The sequence below is a fragment of the Paenibacillus sp. J22FR83 genome, assembly GCF_059691955.1.
In genome coordinates this window covers 349,381-367,772 of sequence record NZ_JCAUAM010000006.1, presented here as the reverse complement: position 1 = coordinate 367,772, position 18,392 = coordinate 349,381, and the positions used below count along the sequence as shown (strand labels likewise).

Annotated in this window: 12 protein-coding genes; all 12 read left to right on the top strand. The window is 45.1% G+C overall.

What is annotated here, in order from left to right; genetic code table 11:
• Positions 1–46: 46 nt before the first annotated feature.
• Positions 47–592, top strand: coding sequence for a TetR/AcrR family transcriptional regulator (locus AC58PV_RS13625; RefSeq protein WP_497432777.1), 546 nt, complete (start codon positions 47–49; stop codon positions 590–592).
• 55 nt (positions 593–647) lie between these two features.
• On the top strand, positions 648–1,121 hold the full coding sequence (locus tag AC58PV_RS13620; protein WP_497432776.1) for a helix-turn-helix domain-containing protein: 474 nt from the start codon (positions 648–650) through the stop codon (positions 1,119–1,121).
• Between the two features lie 135 nt (positions 1,122–1,256).
• On the top strand, positions 1,257–3,527 hold the full coding sequence (locus AC58PV_RS13615) for a PAS domain S-box protein (RefSeq protein WP_497432775.1): 2,271 nt from the start codon (positions 1,257–1,259) through the stop codon (positions 3,525–3,527).
• A gap of 102 nt (positions 3,528–3,629) precedes the next feature.
• Positions 3,630–4,310 (top strand): MIP/aquaporin family protein, encoded by a 681-nt coding sequence (locus AC58PV_RS13610; RefSeq protein WP_497432774.1) that lies wholly within the window; start codon positions 3,630–3,632, stop codon positions 4,308–4,310.
• Positions 4,311–4,617: 307 nt separating this feature from the next.
• Entirely contained in the window at positions 4,618–9,018 is a 4,401-nt protein-coding gene (locus tag AC58PV_RS13605) for a CBM96 family carbohydrate-binding protein (RefSeq protein WP_497432773.1), read from the top strand.
• Positions 9,019–9,163: 145 nt separating this feature from the next.
• Entirely contained in the window at positions 9,164–10,975 is a 1,812-nt protein-coding gene (locus AC58PV_RS13600; RefSeq protein WP_497432772.1) for a sensor histidine kinase, read from the top strand.
• Positions 10,953–12,410 carry a response regulator gene (locus AC58PV_RS13595; RefSeq protein ID WP_497432771.1) on the top strand — a complete coding sequence of 486 codons (1,458 nt, stop codon included), beginning with the start codon at positions 10,953–10,955 and terminating at the stop codon, positions 12,408–12,410. Before AC58PV_RS13600 ends, AC58PV_RS13595 begins: the two co-directional genes overlap by 23 nt.
• Before the next feature lie 97 nt (positions 12,411–12,507).
• Positions 12,508–13,854, top strand: a complete 1,347-nt coding sequence (locus AC58PV_RS13590; RefSeq protein ID WP_497432770.1) for an ABC transporter substrate-binding protein — start codon at positions 12,508–12,510, stop codon at positions 13,852–13,854.
• 75 nt (positions 13,855–13,929) lie between these two features.
• Positions 13,930–14,808 carry a carbohydrate ABC transporter permease gene (locus AC58PV_RS13585; RefSeq protein WP_497432769.1) on the top strand — a complete coding sequence of 293 codons (879 nt, stop codon included), beginning with the start codon at positions 13,930–13,932 and terminating at the stop codon, positions 14,806–14,808.
• A 19-nt stretch (positions 14,809–14,827) separates the two neighbouring features.
• Positions 14,828–15,676, top strand: a complete 849-nt coding sequence (locus AC58PV_RS13580; RefSeq protein ID WP_497432768.1) for a carbohydrate ABC transporter permease — start codon at positions 14,828–14,830, stop codon at positions 15,674–15,676.
• Between the two features lie 243 nt (positions 15,677–15,919).
• Positions 15,920–17,068, top strand: coding sequence for an ROK family transcriptional regulator (locus AC58PV_RS13575; protein ID WP_497432767.1), 1,149 nt, complete (start codon positions 15,920–15,922; stop codon positions 17,066–17,068).
• Between the two features lie 123 nt (positions 17,069–17,191).
• Positions 17,192–18,340, top strand: a complete 1,149-nt coding sequence (locus AC58PV_RS13570; RefSeq protein WP_497432766.1) for a Gfo/Idh/MocA family protein — start codon at positions 17,192–17,194, stop codon at positions 18,338–18,340.
• Positions 18,341–18,392 lie beyond the last annotated feature (52 nt).

The following is an 18,392-nucleotide window of genomic DNA, read 5'->3' as shown; positions in this document are numbered from 1 at the left end:
AAGGATAGAACATTGTTTATTATTTCTAGAAAGTCTGGTGAACGAGATGTCTAAAGCGGATCGAAGAATTGGTAAAACGCAAGAAGCAATCAAGAACGCGGTTATAGATTTGATGTCCGAAAAGAATTTCGACGACATTACGATTCGAGACATATCCGACAGGGCCAATGTGAGTAGGGGGACCATTTACCTCCATTACTTAGACAAATATGATTTACTCGATAAGCTTGTTGAGTCGCATATTAATGAGCTCCGGGAAATTTGCATAATGGGAGCAGATCTAGACTATTTTAGCGGCTCACCGCTATGGACCGAATATTTCGAACGGAATTATTCTTTCTTTTCGTTAATGCTAGCGAGTAAAGGAGCTCCTTTTTTTCGTAACCGGTTCCTTGACTTTCTTATTGAACAATTTAAGCAAGAGGTAGACGTCACCGAGGGGAAAAACCAGGGATTAAAAGATGAGTTAATCGTGAGGTTTGTAGCATCCGCATTCGTCGGGGTAGTGGAATGGTGGTTTACTAATAATAAGCCGATCTCGCATCATGTCTTGGCTGAACATCTCGGGTTATTGTTTGAGAGGAATTTGTAAGGGATCTATCAACATAAGGGGGCTAATTTTACGTAGGGGATGAGGGATTCTAAACTTGGATCAATTGTCGGAGGAACATCGTTATGTCTATCCTTTTTCTATTGAGAAGGAAATTGTACATGCGATTCATTTAGGTATGAAAGAAGAGTCGACCGAACTTATTGCCCATTTTCTAGACGAACTGTCCATCGATGAAAAAATGAAAGAACTGGTTGAACAAGTTATTCATTTTACGAAGATGAACTATATGAGTGACATTTCACTAGAGTCCTGTGCTGACCATATTAGAATTAACTCTTATACGTTGAGTAAAACTTTCAAACAAGTGACAGGCTTAAACTTTTTAGAATATCTAACAGGATTGCGCTTAGATAAGGCCAAAGAATTATTACGGATGACGGATCTTAAAATCAAATTCTGGGAAGTTAGAAACCAGAGCGGCGGAAACGTCGTTCTTTTTTGCGCGCATCTCGATATTAAATTTTTATTTATTCATATCCGCAAGAGGAACAAAGGGAATGTACATTGAGTAATCATACTGCTTATTATATTATCAAGTGTAACGGGTCAATGATGCGGTGCAGTATCATTATGTATTTATCCATATTATCCATACCATTAAAGTAGCAATTACATGAACATCATAGACATACTGGAGGAAATCATGTCAATTAAAGTGAAGCTAACGTTCTGGATTTCTGTATTGGTCGCGTTGATTCTTCTTCTCAACATGTCTATTTATTACATCAGCACGAAAGAAGGTTTGAAGCAAGCTGCCGAACAGCAGATGATTACAATGGCTGAACAGATTAGTGCAACGGTTGAAGTGTCACAGCAGGCACGTCAGTATATTGAGGATGCGATTGGCGAGAGGCTGCGTTCTGTTGCTATTTCTGCCAAACACGAATTGGATCCCGACATTGAAAAAGTAACGAACGAGCAACTCGTCCAGCTTAGCGCGAAACTTGGCGTAGATCATATTACGCTTTGGAAACGATTGGACAATGATATTGTGGTTGTGCGTTCAAGCGATCCGCAAGAAATTAATCTTAGTTCAAAAACATGGGACTACTGGTACACGGCGTTTAACCAGCTTTTTGATTTTCATCAAGTATCCATCCCACAGGGTCAAAAACTAAATAATTACTGGTCTGGCCCAGTTAATTTTGCGACATCCTCCCCGAATATCGTTAATAAGTGGGGTTATTACTATGATGGAACAACGAACTATATGATCAATCCTTATATAAACGCCCAAAACATCCTAGATTTCCAGCAAACGACAGGAACAGATGCTGTGATTAATAACATGCTATTGAAAAACAGCAATATCCTCGAAGTTACGGGGATTGATCCGCAGTTTTTCGGAAAAAAACCGATTATGAAAATAAAAAAAGGGCAGCCTGTATTTAATTTGGATGTAAGGGATATTATTTTTGGAACCTACAAGTATGCAGACGAAACGAATGAAGTAGTCACTCTTATACAAGAGGTGTTTACAACTAGAAAGACTGTAACGACAGAGCTTCGGATCATGAATGAGCCCGTTATTCAAAGTCTTATCCCCGTTATGAACACGGCTAAGCCATTTGTCATTCGTATTATTTTTAATGCAAAAGCGCTTGAAGACATGTTGCGATATCAGCTTATCAAACTAGTCATCATCTCACTGAGTCTCCTAATATTGACTATGGTTACGAGTTATCTATTGTCTGGCATACTTATTCGACCAATCCGTCAAATTCTATCGGTAGTTAACCAAGTCGCCAAAGGAAATTTCGAAGGCATAATAAAGTACAATGGTAAAGATGAGCTCGGTCACCTCGCAATCCAAGTAAATTTGATGACTAGAAACTTATCAGATTACACAAAACAGCTTCATGAGGTAGCCGATGAGCTTCGCCATACCAAAGGTTATTTGGAGTCTTTTGTGAATCACACTTCTGATGCCATTCATGTAACCGATTTAGAAGGTAATGTTACACAGATGAATCAGGCGTTCGAGCGTATTTTTGGCTGGGCACCTGAGGAACTATATGGTAAGAAACTGGAAAATATTCCGCCGGAATACCTAGTTGATTACCAAGAAATAATTGCACGCATACTTCGAAACGAGGCGGTAGCGGATTATGAAACAATTCGCTATACGAAAGATGGCCGTAGTATCGATGTTAGTATCACGATTTCCACCATATGGGACGAAAACGGGCATATTGTGGCCATTGCCTCAATCACCAGAAACATTACAGCCCGGAAAGAAGCCGAGGATGTACTTAGACGATCGGAGAAGCTAAATGTCATCGGACAATTGGCTGCAGGTGTCGCACATGAAATTCGAAATCCACTGACTACCATCAAAGGCTTTGTTCAATTGCAAAAATCAAAAGTGGTCATTAAGGAAAGCCAGCTGGACCTTATTCTCTCCGAATTAGATCGGATTAATTTTATTGTCAGCGAATTTTTGGTGCTAGCCAAGCCACAGGCAGTGCAATTTCAGCAAGCAGATATTTGTGAAATTTTGCTTCATGTCAGCAAACTGCTTGAATCACAAGCAAGCTTGGACAATGTAGAAATTGAAATGCACCTTGATTCCGTCCATGAGCCATACATCCGATGTGATCGTAATCAGTTGAAGCAGGTATTTATTAATGTGATGAAAAATGCGATGGAAGCCATGCCGGGTGGCGGGACCATTAAAGTTGAGCTAGACAGCTCGAGTCCGAGTTATGTCCTCATTCATATCCTTGATGAAGGAATTGGTTTATCGGAAGAGGAGTTGTCCCAAGTGGGGGAGCCCTTCTATACAAACAAAGAAAACGGGAACGGCTTAGGCTTAATGGTCACACGCAGAATCATTAACAATCATAAAGGAACCTTCATGATTCAAAGTAAACTTGGCGAAGGAACTTGTATAGAGATAAAGCTGCCCAAATGAAAAGTCTGCTAGCTCCTTTCAGCCATTTTCGTGCTAATAGTTAGAATCTTGTCCAGATTCCTAGCATATAATGACAGCAAACTGATATTGGGAGGGGTAGGTTTGCAATCATTTAAAAAGTATGCGGCTGAATTCATAGGCACGTTCGTGCTTGTTCTGTTCGGTTGCGGAAGTGCAGCCACGGCTGGAGGTGAGCTAGGGTATCTGGGCATCGCAATGGCTTTCGGCCTGTCGATCGTGGCGCTCGCCTACGCGATTGGCCCTATTTCCGGCTGCCACGTTAATCCTGCCGTATCGCTAGTCATGCTCGTCAGCCGAAAGCTTTCTGCCAAGGATTTCGTCGGCTACGTCGTCGCCCAGGTCGCAGGTGCTGTCGCCGGTTCGGCGCTGCTATACGCGATCATCGACTCGACGGGCAAAGCGGTGACAAACCTCGGGCAGAACGGTTTCGGCGAAGGTTACGGCATCGGCTTAACGGCGCTGATGGCTTTTGTGGTGGAGATTATCTTGACGTTTGTTTTCGTCTACGCCATTCTCGGCGTGACCTCGGAGCCCGGCAACGGCAGAGTCGCCGGTCTGGTCATCGGCTTGGCGCTCGCGTTCGTACATATTCTCGGCATCGGCTTGACGGGAACTTCGGTCAATCCGGCGAGAAGCCTCGGACCAGCGATTCTGCTCGGGGGAGAAGCATGGTCCGAGCTGTGGGTTTTCGTCACGGCTCCTTTCCTTGGAGCACTGCTGGCTGCTGCTGTGTATCAGCTGCTGAACGTTCGCAAAGCTTAGCGATTCACCTAATAGTTGAAAAAGCCACTGCCCGCTATTCCGGGCAGTGGCTTTTTGTCGGCAACTACATAGAAGCCTAAGTTTTGTTATGCCAAGCGATAAGTTTTCACCCTACTTGCCTTTTCAACTCAGTGCTATATTGAGTTTGATTAGGTATGGAAAGGAGGAGCGCTAGCGATTCCGGTGTGGTGAGATAACCCAGCTTATGTTGATACAAAGGAGAGGAGAACGAAATTGTAAATGGAGAATGATTGTCGCCGCTTACTTGGATTGAAATGAAATTAGCACCCATAAGGGGGAATCACTCATGTTAGGGAGCTTCAAGCCTATTAATTCGAAGATTTGGCCTTACGTACTATTTGTTACTACATTGTTTCTCTTCAGTATGTTCGCTCAAAAGGCATCCGCAAGAGTCGTCGAAACAGTCTTGGTCGACAATGGGACTCCCGGCTATGTCGAGTCCTCAGTTGGAGCTTGGGCGGATTCCGGTTATCTGGGTTATAACGGTTCTTCAACCCGCTATACAAGCGAATTCTGGAACATGAGCGCTTATGTACAATGGACGCCAACGCTCACCGTCAGCGGTGACTATACTGTCTCCATCTATAGTATTAGAGACGTGGGTACCGATCCAAATGCAAAGGCCGAAATCGTTCATGGGGCGGGAACGGATACGCAATATTTGAACTGGACGGCCGGTTCGAACGGTTGGCAAGTACTGGGAACGTATCACTTCGATTCAGGTTCGGCTGGTTTCGTCAAGCTGAGCCGTGGAACAACAAATACGAAGCTACGGGGGGATGCTGTTAAGTTTGAACGTCTGTCAGATGATACGAGTTTGACTCCCTCGGAAGACGTCTATGTAAGAGGTGGTACGGATGTGAACAATAACTTTGCAACCGCTTCCGAACTGCAAGTGAAGAAAGATACGGCGGAATTTACCAGGGAGTCTTACCTGAAGTTCGATCTTGAATCGGTTTCAAACCAACCCATTGGTTCTGCAAAGCTTTATATCTATGGGGCAGTTACGGATCCAGCAGGAACGGATATCGATCTGAAGCTGTATGGATCGCTGGATGAAAGTTGGCAGGAAAATACGGTAACGTGGAACACTTACCGGCCTACTCCCTACGACTATCTGCAGACAGCCTCTATTCATTCGGCCAACCAAGAGTACCAATGGTACTCCCTAGATGTCACTTCTTATGTGCGTGCACAAATCGCAAGCGGTCATTCAGCCAATTTTGTCCTGCTCGAAGATGTAGCGAAGGGGCTGCTTGTTCGTATCAAGAGCAAGGAGAGTACTGCCAATAAGCCTTATCTTCTAATTGACAAGAAGGTGCCTGATTTGGCTGCTCCGACTTGGCCTACATCAAGCATATTGACTACAGATTCGAGCGGGGATGAGACAGCCGTTACGCTGAGTTGGACGGCAGCGCAGGATAGTACTAGCATTACGGGCTATAACATCTATCAAGAGGGTAAGCTTATCGGTACCGTTGACGGTCAAACCTTCACCTATCCTGTAGCTGGCCTAACCATGAATACGAAATATACATTCAAGGTCGAGGCTGTCAACGCTGCAAGTAAAATCAGCGTGGATGGACCTTATCGAACCACGAGGACTGGTGCGGTGCGGCTCGAACAGCAAAAGCTTGGCAATGTGTTCCTTGATAACGAAAATGCTCGCTTCAAATTCGTGACTGACCGTCAGACGCTGGTGTGGCAGGTTAGTGACCTCAATGGAAAATTAGTAAAGGAAGGCGTCATGTCCAATTCTGGCACGGAGGCAATGCTCATTTTCCCAATGACACAAATGGGGTACTTTGTGCTCCGAACAACCCTAGAATCACCGGGACGTACGCCCGTTGAGCTCAAAACAACTTTTGCCGTGTTGACTCCGTATGATTGGTTGCAAGTGCAGGACTCACCTTTCGGTGTGAATACACATCTGTCGAGCCTACTCATGGGCTGGTCGCCGCTCTTGGCTGATTTAGCCCGCGAAGCTGGTGCAAAGTCGGTTCGAGATGGATTTTACTGGGGAACGGTTGAATCAGTTCCAGGTCAATATCAATTTAATCAAGACTATCGGGATAAAATGATTCGTCTTGGCCAGAATCAAGTTCAGATGATTGGCGCGCTCGGACTAAACAATCCGCTCTATGACCAGAACAGCACACCGTATACGGACGAAGGGCGTACGGCATTTGCCAATTATTCGCTGGAAACGATTGCGCAGTACGGATCGCAAACGCCTTGGGTGGAAGTTTGGAACGAATACAATCTGGCTGGCTATGGCGACCGAGGCAGCGGACCTGCTGATTCTAAGCCGGAGTACTACTACTTAATGCTGAAGAAAACGTATGAAACGATCAAGCCTGTGTATCCAAACATAACGATTGTAGGACCTGCGGCGGCGAATGTCCCTCTTGACTGGTTTGAGGAATTTTTCAAACTTGGCGGTTTGCAGTATCTGGATGCCATCTCTATCCATCCGTATACGCAACCAAGCCCGCCTGAAGTTATGGTTCAACAGCTTGAGGGTTTGAAAACCTTGATACGCCAATATAACAATGGACAATTAATTCCGATTTATTCAACAGAATTCGGCTGGTCAACGCAGGAAGGTGGGAATACAGAGAAACAAGAGGCTGACTATCTCGTCAGGGGCTATGTGCTTCAGCTAGCGTCGGGAATCGAGAAAATATTTATGTATGATTTGATGAACGATGGAATTGAAACAGCTAACAATGAGCATAACTTCGGCATGATTCATAACTTGAAAGACCCGCTAGGTGCGTACACACCAAAGCCGGCTTATGCGGCTTACGCTGCCATGACGCGACAACTGACAGGATGGCAGTTCGATAGTAAAGACTCGACAGGCTCGAATCTGTACAGTTATCTTTTCAAACAAGATCAGGCAAAAACTCGCGTCGTTTGGGCGATTCGTGACACACTTGTAGCCATTGCAGCGGACGGCCCGCTTGAAGTGACGGATATGATGGGGAATACGGAGACGTTTGTTCCATACCAGGGTCACGTATATGTGACGATTACAGGCGAACCGCTTTATATCAAAGGGGATATGTCTGGGATTAGTGAGGCGGCTGATTTTCAACTGACTGGAGATGATGGGATCTTAGGAAATCCCGTTTCGATGATGCTGAATGTTAAGTACGGAGGGAGTTCGGCGCTTTCCGCAATGTTCTCTATGGAGGGAGTTAGTACTTCCGTGCAAGCTTCTCCATGGCAAAATGTGGGTGTGCCCTTTACGATTCCCGGATCCAATCAGACTGGTGATCGCAAGGTAACCGGATATTTAGAAGCGGGCGGCGTGAAGTTCGGTAAGATTGAAGGACATATTCAGACGGTTTATGCGAGTCAAGCCGCATTCTTTCCTTACGTTGATCCGAAGTCAGGGCAGAAATCACTTAGATTTGAATTGAGCAACCGCTCCATTACGCATACAGCTGAGTTTAACCGAATTGACTGGCAATTTGGGGAACAATCAGGGATTGCTGAGTTGAATCTGACACTTGCGCCTAACACTTCCCAAACGTACAGTATCCAGCTCGGCGAAGGTACGGAATTAGGCGTTTCGTATGCAGCAAACGTAAAGGTTACGATGGCGGGCAGAGAGCCGTACAAGTACCAAGGGAAACTCGATTTAAATGTCATTCCTGCCGCTGTGAGTATCGTAGATGGTGTCATTGATGCGCCTGCCGCATCTCCCACAGCTGATCTCGCGAATGGAGTGGTACTAATGACCGGGTACACGGGCGTGAATGATCTGAGTGGGAAAGTTTGGCTCAATTATGATCAGGATCATTTGTATATATCTGCGCAGGTGACGGACAACGTGTTTGCCTACCCAGCATCTGACCAGAACATTTGGCAAAATGATAATATCCAATTCGCAATCGCACCAGGATTGCCAGGTTCGAGTACGCAATGGTTTGAATATGGCATTTCGCAAACAGACTCCGGTCCGCAAATTTACCGCTGGATTGCGCCGAATGGCTTTCCTACTGGTGATCGGACGGAAAGTGGAGAACTGACTATAGTACGGGATGAAACAGGCAAACGGACTGTCTATGAATTGGCCCTTCCCTGGTCGGAGATATCACCAGTGAAAGAGCCAGGAAGCAACGGTATGAGTCTCTCGCTACTAGTCAATGACAACGATGGAGCTGGTCGAAAAGGATATATAGAATGGGGTTCCGGCATTGGTTCGTCCAAAGATCCAAGTAAATTTAGAACGGTTCAATGGGGCCAGGCATCGGAAGCTTCCGTTACTCTTGCGACCTATGGAGCTTCTGCTATGCAGGGTGACACACTCGACTTAAGTGTCGGCATTACAAAAGCAGATGCAATAGCCAAAGCCAAACTCACGATGACGTACGATGCAAGCCGTTATACTTATCTCAGCTTGGAACCAGCGTCGAACGCAGTGACGGCAACTCAAACAACAAGCCAAGATGGCCAAATTACAATTCTGACAAGCCTTACCAGTGCCCAACTCATGAATGAAAATGTGAGCCTATTGAAGCTCCGCTTTACTGTAAAGAATGATGCTACTTCGGGTAGTACAGATTTCACTGCAATCAATTCGACAGCCGAATATCCTAGTGGACTTAAGCAAGTGATGCCGACGGTAACAACTTCTGTTGATGTCGAAAATCAAGCTTTTAGACTACAACATTAAGAAGAAAATAACACGTCCACTTGCCTGCCGGATCCCGGCAGGCAAGTGGTGTTATCTTCGTTAGATCTTGCTGTACAGCTCTATTCTCCCATGCTACGATGAAGCCAACCTTTGAATGGAAACAGTAAGAAAAGGAGGCAGGACGATGAGCAAATGGCATAAGAAATGGCATAGGAAATGGCGGGCATGGTTTCCTTTAACGTTAAAATATCGCCTCATTGTTACGTTCGTAGCGTTGCTGCTACTTCCCTTGTGTCTTGCTGTCTACTCGTTATTTCGAAACTTCGAGTCGATTCGTCAGGATGACTTGACAGCCCGTATGTCCGAGCGGATGCAGCAGGTACATACATCTTTAACGGATATGATGGCATTCGCCTATAAAACACACACAATGCTTAGTCAGGATGAGGGCCTAATTAAGGTAATGGATAGGCCGGAGAACTACGACCCTATTGAGCGAAAGCGCTTAATTGAAAGCAAAATGTCGGGCATTAACAACAGCTTCTTTTTTCACCAGACGGAACTTTATTTCAAGGTGATTGATCACGAAGGGAATGTGTACACATCGTACTCTCCGAATGGCCAGTTAACCAACTCCATTGACGAGTTTCAAAAATGGAAGAGCAGATTGGAGCATTCTCCCCAGTCCTATGAGTGGGTGGCAAGCGATCCCAGCGATCTCAACAATTACCGTGAAAGCAAGCTTTTAAGTTTATATATTCTGCTGCAGGATCAGCGCCGGGGGAATTATGGGTTAGCAAGAATCAGCATTGATGCGCAGGAGTGGTTCGACAGTACGGTGAAGAATATTGCCGCAAACCAAGAAATCACTGTTTTCACCGGCAAAGGTGAGTCCGTTCTACGGAGCAGCGGTGCTAGTATCGGCAGTAATATCATTGAGCAAGTGATAAAAGAGGCACAACCTTCCGGTTCATATCGGGATGCTTCGACTGCATCGCTTGTCACCTACAGTTATCTGGATAAGCTGGATTGGTATGTCGTTAGCCGCATATCACTCGATGATTTATGGTCGGAGTTGACCCGGCTTCGCAGCCGTTTTTTCCTGATTCTCGGGCTGCTGGTGGTCGTATTCGTTGCGGTTATTTTCTTGATTGCATCGCGCGTAACACGTCCACTCTCCCTACTACAGAAGAAAATGGAAGAAGCATCTGAGAAGAAGTTGAACGTGAGACTCGATGTCAAGATGAGTCAAACAAGAGAAATTGCTTCGCTAGGCTCCAGTTTCAATCGGATGATTAATGATATTGGAGCGCTGATTCAGCGTCTGAAAGAAGAGGAGCGGCAGAAGCAAGCCGTCCGATTTCAGATGCTCCTTACGCAGATGAATCCGCATTTTCTGCTTAATACACTAAATATGTTGAAGTGGATGGCGCGCAAGGAGAAACAAACCCCAATCGTCGACATTTGCATCGCACTTGGCGGGTTGCTAGAGGCAAGTCTCAATTCGGAACTTGAGTTGCTGCCTCTTCATGAAGAAATTAGGCTGCTGAAAGCCTATGAATCCATTCAAAAGTTACGCTACCAGAGTAGATTTACAATGCTCTATGAGGTGGATCAATCGGTTACTTACGCACTCGTTCCAAAACTGAGCTTACAGCCACTTGTGGAAAATGCGATTGTCCACGGCTTCGATTCGGAGGAGCAGCGAGGAACAATCATCATACGCGCTAAGGCGGAAAGCGGAAAACTTATACTTGAAGTAGAAGATAACGGAATTGGTTTGGAAGAAGCGTCCAAGAAGCGTAAGCGGAGGAGTCGCGAAGGCATCGGTATCAGTAATGTGAAGGAAAGACTCCAGCTGCTATACAAGGAAGATGCCATCTTGGAATTTGTCCCCATCGCGAGCGGGACGCTTGCAAGAATGACAACGGCTTTATTGGTATCGACGCCATTTACTGGGGGAGGGGTTAGCGATGTGGACAGTCTACCTAGTTGAAGACGAAGTATTTGTACGTCAGGCAATTCGCGAGATTCTAGCGTGGGAGAAGCATGGGTTTCACGTTGTTGGAGAAGCCGGGACGGGTAAGGATGCGCTTACGGATATTCGCAAACTTAAGCCAGATGTCGTCATCTGTGATATTGTAATGCCCGGTATGGACGGTATAGAGCTGCTCAGACAGGTTCGTGAGGATGGGATACCGAGTCGCTTTCTTATGCTGACTGCGATGAGCGATTTCAATTATGCGCGAGATGCGCTGCAGTATGGTGCCACTAACTATTTGCTGAAATTATCACTCAGTGACGAAATCATATTAGATAACCTCTCCCGGATTAAGGGGGAACTTCTGAACGAGCTGCAGCGTAAGGGCGAATCGCTTTATCAGTTTTATTATCAAGCTTGGGCAGAGAAGTGGAGACATGGTGGCATGTCTGAGCCTTCAGGAAAATCTTTTGCAGTGCCTGATGTCATTCATTCACTTCATCTGACTGTCTATACAGTTTTAACTGGTTCGGAGAATATAACGTGGGATAAGCTCATCAAATTGGGAATTGTGACCCGTAATGAGTATCTGTTGATCCATCCATTTACGGAAGCAGGGGAGACTGCATTTTTTTGCTGGAGTATGAAAGAAGATAAAGAAATCTTGACTACTTCACTGATGGAGGAGTATCCCATTTCGGTAGTTAAGGGAGGAAGCCTTCTTACGCTAGCAGACCAATGGGGGCTTGCCCTCAAGCAGTTGGACGAGTTCTGGTACGGAGATAGTTTCGGTCAAGAGAGCGGTTCAAATCTTGCCGAGCGAGAATTGGAAGCAGAATTTCTGCTCTGTTTCGAAGAGCGGAACGAGACGAAGTGCATCGAGCTCATGGATGCGATCTGGCGAGGGATGGCTATTGCCGGATATAGCCACATAGAAGTCAAGCAGGCTGCCATTCGCCTCGCAGAGATGATGGTGATGCTTGCAAGAGGTCGTGAAGTACCCAAGGAGCTAGTACTTGGAGAGCGGAGCCATCACGAGTTGCTGCAAGCGATGAAACATTGGGTTACAGCGTGTATTCGGAAGATGAACGAAGAGGAAGGGCTTTATACCGATCATCCAGATGTTAATCGGGTGATACGCTATATGCTTGAGCATTTTCGGGAAAATATCTCGGTTAAAGATTTGGCCAAGCTAGCTTCCATGAACGTTGATTACTTGAGTACACTGTTTCGAAGAAAGACGGGACAGACACCGGTCTCCTTCCTTCAGAACGTTCGAATTGGCCATGCGAAGCAGTTGCTGCATTACTCGGAGTGGAGTGTAGCGGAAATAGCCGCTCAGACGGGATTTACCGATGATGCCTATTTTATCAAGCTATTTAAGCGTGAAGTTGGACAAACACCAAGTGCTTATCGAAAGGCGAAGGTGATCTCGGATTTGTCATATTAACTCGTAAGTTTTGACTCTTAGAAGGAACCGAGCCCGCTGGTATAGTGTGAATAGAGGAAGTTGATTGTAGTCCTATTATTCACGAGGAGGTCCAAGCATGAAGAAAAAGAATTCAATCTATGTAGGAATGATTACCTTAGTTACGGTTGCATCCGTGCTGATTACCGGCTGCAGCAGCCAAACAGCGGAGAATGCACAAACGCCTTCCACGAGCTCAACGGCAGCGACCACGGCGCCAAAGAAAGACCCAGTGAAGCTTACCATGTGGGGAGCTGTGCCAGCAGAAAGCGGTCCTCAGGCTGCCGTTGATAACTGGAACAAACTGCATCCGGAGATTCAAGTTGAGTATGTACGATTCGTGAATGACGATGCGGGTAACTTAAAGTTGGATACGGCACTCGTGTCGGGCCAACAGGTAGACATGTACATGAGTTATGCCTTCAATACGTTAGAGAAAAGGGTCATGGCTGGAAACGCGCTGGATTTGAGTTCCTTCAAAGACTATAACATTGATGACAAGATGGGTTCAGGTGCCTCCATTTGGAAGAAGGATGGTAAATATTATGGTGTACCAACCAAAAAAGGCCTTTCCTTCGTCTGGTTGAACAAGGACATGCTAGATGCAAAGGGGCTTCCGGTACCGACCAATTGGAGCCTGGACGATATGAGGGATTATGCGAGCAAGTTGAAAGGTGACAAAGTGTGGGGAGTTGCGGAGAGCGATTATTACTTTACAGTGCCGATCAACGGATCGCTTATGAAACAAAACCTGCTGATGACGAAGCCGGACAACACCTCGGCGTTCGATAATCCGTTTACGGTAAAGACACTCCAAGTATACTCGGATATGATGTTCAAAGATAAGAGCATAATGCCACATACGGAGCAAATTACATCAAAGCCGGCACTGGACCAAATGTTCGTGAAAGGCGAGGCGGCGATGCTGTTTTCGACGGAACAGATTTTCCGGACAACCAATAATCTCAAAGATTTCCCGCGGAAGTTCAAGGTAGCCGCTGCTCCAGCGCCTTCGGTCACCAAGGATCAAACGGACTATATCTACAATGGCGGATTGGGCGATGTACTGACGATCAATTCGAAGTCGAAATATAAAGATGAAGCTTGGCAGTTCATCAAATGGTATGCTGACGAGGGCATGCTTCCCCTAGCCAAGGGTGGACGTGTACCTTCTTCCAAGGATTTCAAGGCAGATGCAGCCGTTAAGGCGATGTTTGAAGGCGTGGAAGACACCTACGACCTCGAATCAGTGAAACGGGTGATGTTTGGTAATCTTCCTCTATCTTTGACACAGCTTGACGCGAAGACTTCCTCGGACTTCCAACCCGTGTACGATAAAGTGTTTACACAGAAAATTACGCCTGAAGAAGGTTCTAAGGAACTCGCACGCATTCATAATGACAACTTAAAAGCAGCGAAAAAATAATTGAAGATAGGGATAGGGGAAGTTAGGGGCTTGCTCCGGGCTTCCCTTTGCTATTCCTTGAAAGAGGGTGATCTTATGAGTTGGATGAAGCGGCAGCGCATGCTGGGGTATGTGTTCATAGCCCCAAATGTAATTGGAATGACCATTTTTCTTCTTATTCCGGCCGTATTCTCGTTTTACTTAATGTTTACGGATTGGGTATTTTCCAGCGGCACAGGACCACAGTTTGTTGGCTTAGACAACTTTCGCAGGATGGTAAAGGAAGAGTTGTTTTGGATTTCTATCAAAAATACCATGCTGGTCTTGCTTCCCGTGCCTGTCGCAGTGTGTGTCGGCTTTCTGATTGCGATCAAGCTCAACAATCGCGTGTATTTGACCAAGACGCTGCGAGCATTTTTCTTCGCTCCTTACTTTACGAGCGGTATCGCGATCGCTTTCGTTTGGATGGTGCTCTTCCAGCCGAGCGATGGACCGATTAATGCGTTCCTACACTCACTTGGTGTCACGAATGTGCCCCGTTGGTTCTCTTCGCCAGACTCAGCTATGGTTGCCGTACTCATTATGTTGACCGTAGGTGGTATCGGCTACAACATGATCATTTATTTGGCGGCGCTGCAAGATATTTCAACTGAACTGTTGGAGGCAGCCCGAATGGATGGTGCAAGGGCGAATCATATGGTCTTCAAGATCATCCTGCCGCTTGTGAGTCCGACTACGTTCTTTCTACTTATTACTGGGTTTGTAGGTGCCGTAAAAGGTTTTGGCATGATCTACGCGATCACACAAGGCGGCCCGGCTAACAGCACAACGGTGTTCTCGATCTATGCCTATAAGAAAGCTTTTAGTTTCTATGAAATGGGCTTTGCATCAACGATATCATGGACGATGTTTCTGCTAATCTTACTCATTTCACTCCTCCAGTGGTGGGGACAGAAGAGATGGGTTCACTATTAACCAAGGAAGGAACCTGCTCATGAATGCAAGCGTTAGTCGGACACTGCGTACCCGAGTTACGAAGGGACTTAACACCATTATCATGGCTTTCCTGAGCCTGCTGCTGTTGTCGCCGATGCTGTGGATGATCAGTACCTCGTTCAAAAAGCCGAAGGATGTGTTCACCTACCCGATTCAATGGATTCCACTGAATCCGGTCATGACGAACCACATAAAGGTATGGACGACAGGCGACGGATTTCTCATGTTTTATCTAAATTCCCTCAAAATTTCCGTTACGCTTATGATACTAGCACCTCTTTTGGCGGCCCTGGCGGCCTACGGATTCAGCAAAATTGAGTTTAAAGGACGGAATGGGATTTTCTTCTTATATCTATGTCTCATGATGATTCCGCAGCAGGTACTGTTTGTTCCTAAATTCATCATGTTTGATTGGATGCATATCTACAACACACATTGGGCATTAATCTTGCCGGGCTTGTTTTCTGTATTCGGGGTGTTCATGATTCGTCAGTTTTTTCTCACGATCCCGCAGGAAATTTCCGAAGCGGCATTTATCGATGGAGCAGGCCATATCCGGATTTTTATCCGGATGTTCTTGCCACTTTCTAAGCCTGTGCTAGCTACGTTCGCGATCATTGATTTTACCTGGACCTGGAACGATTACGAGAATGCGCTGATCTTTCTAATTGATAAGAAGTTATACACAGTACCACTTGGCATGCAGAACTTCATGTTGGAGGCTGGCGTAGATTACAACTTGATGATGGCGGCTGCGACGGCAGGGGTGGTGCCGCTCTTGATTGTCTTTTTCGTTGGACAGAAGTACATCATACAAGGGTTTTCCAGCTCTGCCGTGAAGGGATGAATACCTAGTGAATATGTAATTCGTGTATAGAAGAGAAGCCAGCAAACCTTGCGTTTGCTGGCTTCTTTCACTTCAAAACCTATTTGTCATCATTCATTATTATTAGTGGACTTCTTGTCAATATTGGATGAAAAGAGTTAAAATAATAATTTATGAATCGAATTGACTTGGACGAAAGTGGTGAATGGCATGCACTCCATGACGGCAAATGTTCTCCAGAAGATTAGGAGAGCAAAGTTCCCGTTGTCAAAATCCGATTTAGCTGAAGCAACAGGCTTATCGCTGTCTGCAATCTCTGCACATGTAGATCGGTTACTGGAAGAAAAGTTAATTGAGATATCAAGAATTGGGGTTTCGTCGGGTGGAAGAAAACCTAGACACTACGCTTTAAATAAAAATATAGGATTAATTTTATCGATTGAACTAGGAACCTCATTCGTTCGCATTGCCTTCACAAACTTCGATTGCGAGATACTTTGTCTAACAACCTCTGAAATTCAAATTATAGATGGTCCCATTCCTATTTTGACTCATATCTCTAATCTTGTGGATCAAATGATGTTAGAAAATAACTTTGATCGTTCTTCAGTTAAAGGTATTGGCCTTGGTATTCCAGGACCTGTTGATTTCGCGTTGGGCGTCCCTATTTCCCCTCCGTTAATGCCTGGCTGGGATCGTTATCCGATCAGAGAGTTCTGGTCGCAATACTTCGATTGCCCTTGCTTTGTCGATAATGATGTAAATATTATGGCACTCGGTGAACATGCCAAAGGATTACAGTTCGCATACAACAATGTCATTTATGTGAATGTTGACAGCGGGATTGGTTCAGGGATTATTTATAACGGCATGCTGTATAGAGGATCCACAGGAAGCGCAGGGGATATTGGTCATTACGATATCGGATCGGATGTTGTGTGCTGGTGTGGAAATAGAGGATGTCTGGAAGCTTCTGCTGGAGGGAAGGCCCTTCTGTTAAAAGGAAAAGAGCGCGCCGATTCCCATACGAGCAATTATTTGCTGCAGAGGTTGAGTATTCGCGGCGAATTGATTCTGGATGATATTGGAATGGGAGTCTTGCAGCAAGATCCAGCATCTGTAGAGCTGATCCGGGAGAGTGGCAATTTGATCGGAAGAGTCATTGCTTCCATCGTTAATTTCGCTAATCCTGACCTTATTGTTATTGGGGGAAGGGTTGCGGAGTTTGGAGACATTTTTCTGGCTGCGATTCGCCAGAGTGTTTATCAGAGGTCATTACCACTGGCGACAAGAAATTTAATCATAAATAAATCAAGTCTTGGTGAAATGGCGAGCCTTATCGGTGGTGCTTTTATGGCTATTGATCAACTCATCATTGGTTCAACGGAAGAGGAGCATAAAGGCATTCTTTAATGAAGTTAATAAAATTTGAGCACACATTTTTTACTTTGGAAGAAGATGTGTGTTTTTTATTGCCACTTTTAACGTTGACCGTTAAAAGTATAACTGTTATAGTCAAAAGTAAGGGGGGGAATTATGAGAAAAATAAAAACTGCAATTATTGGAGCTGGCTTTATAGGAAAGGCCCATCTTGAAGCCATAAGAAGATTGGGATTTGTTGATATCGTGGCTATTGGGCAAAGTAATCAGCTTCATGCCGATGAGTATGCAACTTCTCTTAAGATTCCGAAAGCGTACGGGAATTACATGGATCTATTGCGCAATGATGAGATTGAAGTTATCCATAATTGCACACCTAATCACCTTCATTTTGAAATAAATAAACAAACGTTACTGCACGGGAAGCATCTACTTTCGGAAAAACCTTTAACTCTTTCAAGCGAGGAGGCTAAAGAACTTTATGAATTATCACAAGAGAAGGGGCTAATTACGGGGATTAATTTTAACTACCGGCAGTTTCCCATGGTTCAACAACTAAAAAATATGGTTCAAGACAATGACCTTGGGGAAATCCGAATTATTCGAGGTAGCTACTTACAGGATTGGCTTCTATATAATACAGACTATAATTGGCGTATGGAGCCTCAATACGGTGGCGAGACGCGTGCGATAAGCGACATAGGTTCACATCTTTTTGATCTCGTGCAATATGTGACGGATCTCAACATTGTAGAAGTTCTAGCTGATGTTTCTGTTGTTCATCCTAAACGTTATAAGCCAAGTAAAAGCGGTGCGTCTTTTGAGGTGAATCAAGATGTGAATACAGAGCTAGTGGATATTAAAACAGAAGATTATTGTACCGTTATGGTGAAGTTTAGCAATGGAGCTCGAGGGGTGCTTACCGTTTCTCAAGTATCGGCAGGTAAGAAGAATGCTCTTGAAATAAATCTAGACGGGCTAATTTCTTCAGGAACTTGGAGGCAAGAGGAACCTTTCCGTCTACAGATGGGCTATAGGGATAAACCGGGTGAAACCATTTTAAGAGATCCGAATTTGCTTAAAAAGAAAGCGCTGCCCTTCTTGCATTATCCTAGCGGTCATGAAGAGGGTTGGACAGATAGTCTTAAAAATATGATGCATAACTTTTATGATGCGGTCGTGAATAATGAAGCAGTTTCCCACTCTGTGGCTACGTTTAAAGAAGGGTATCAAATCATGCTGATTAATGATGCAATTGTGAGAAGTGTAAAGACGGGCACTTGGGAAAAGGTGAAATCTATCTAGTTCTGTATCGAGAATTGTATAAGACGGAACGTTAAAGAGAGGCGAAAGCCTC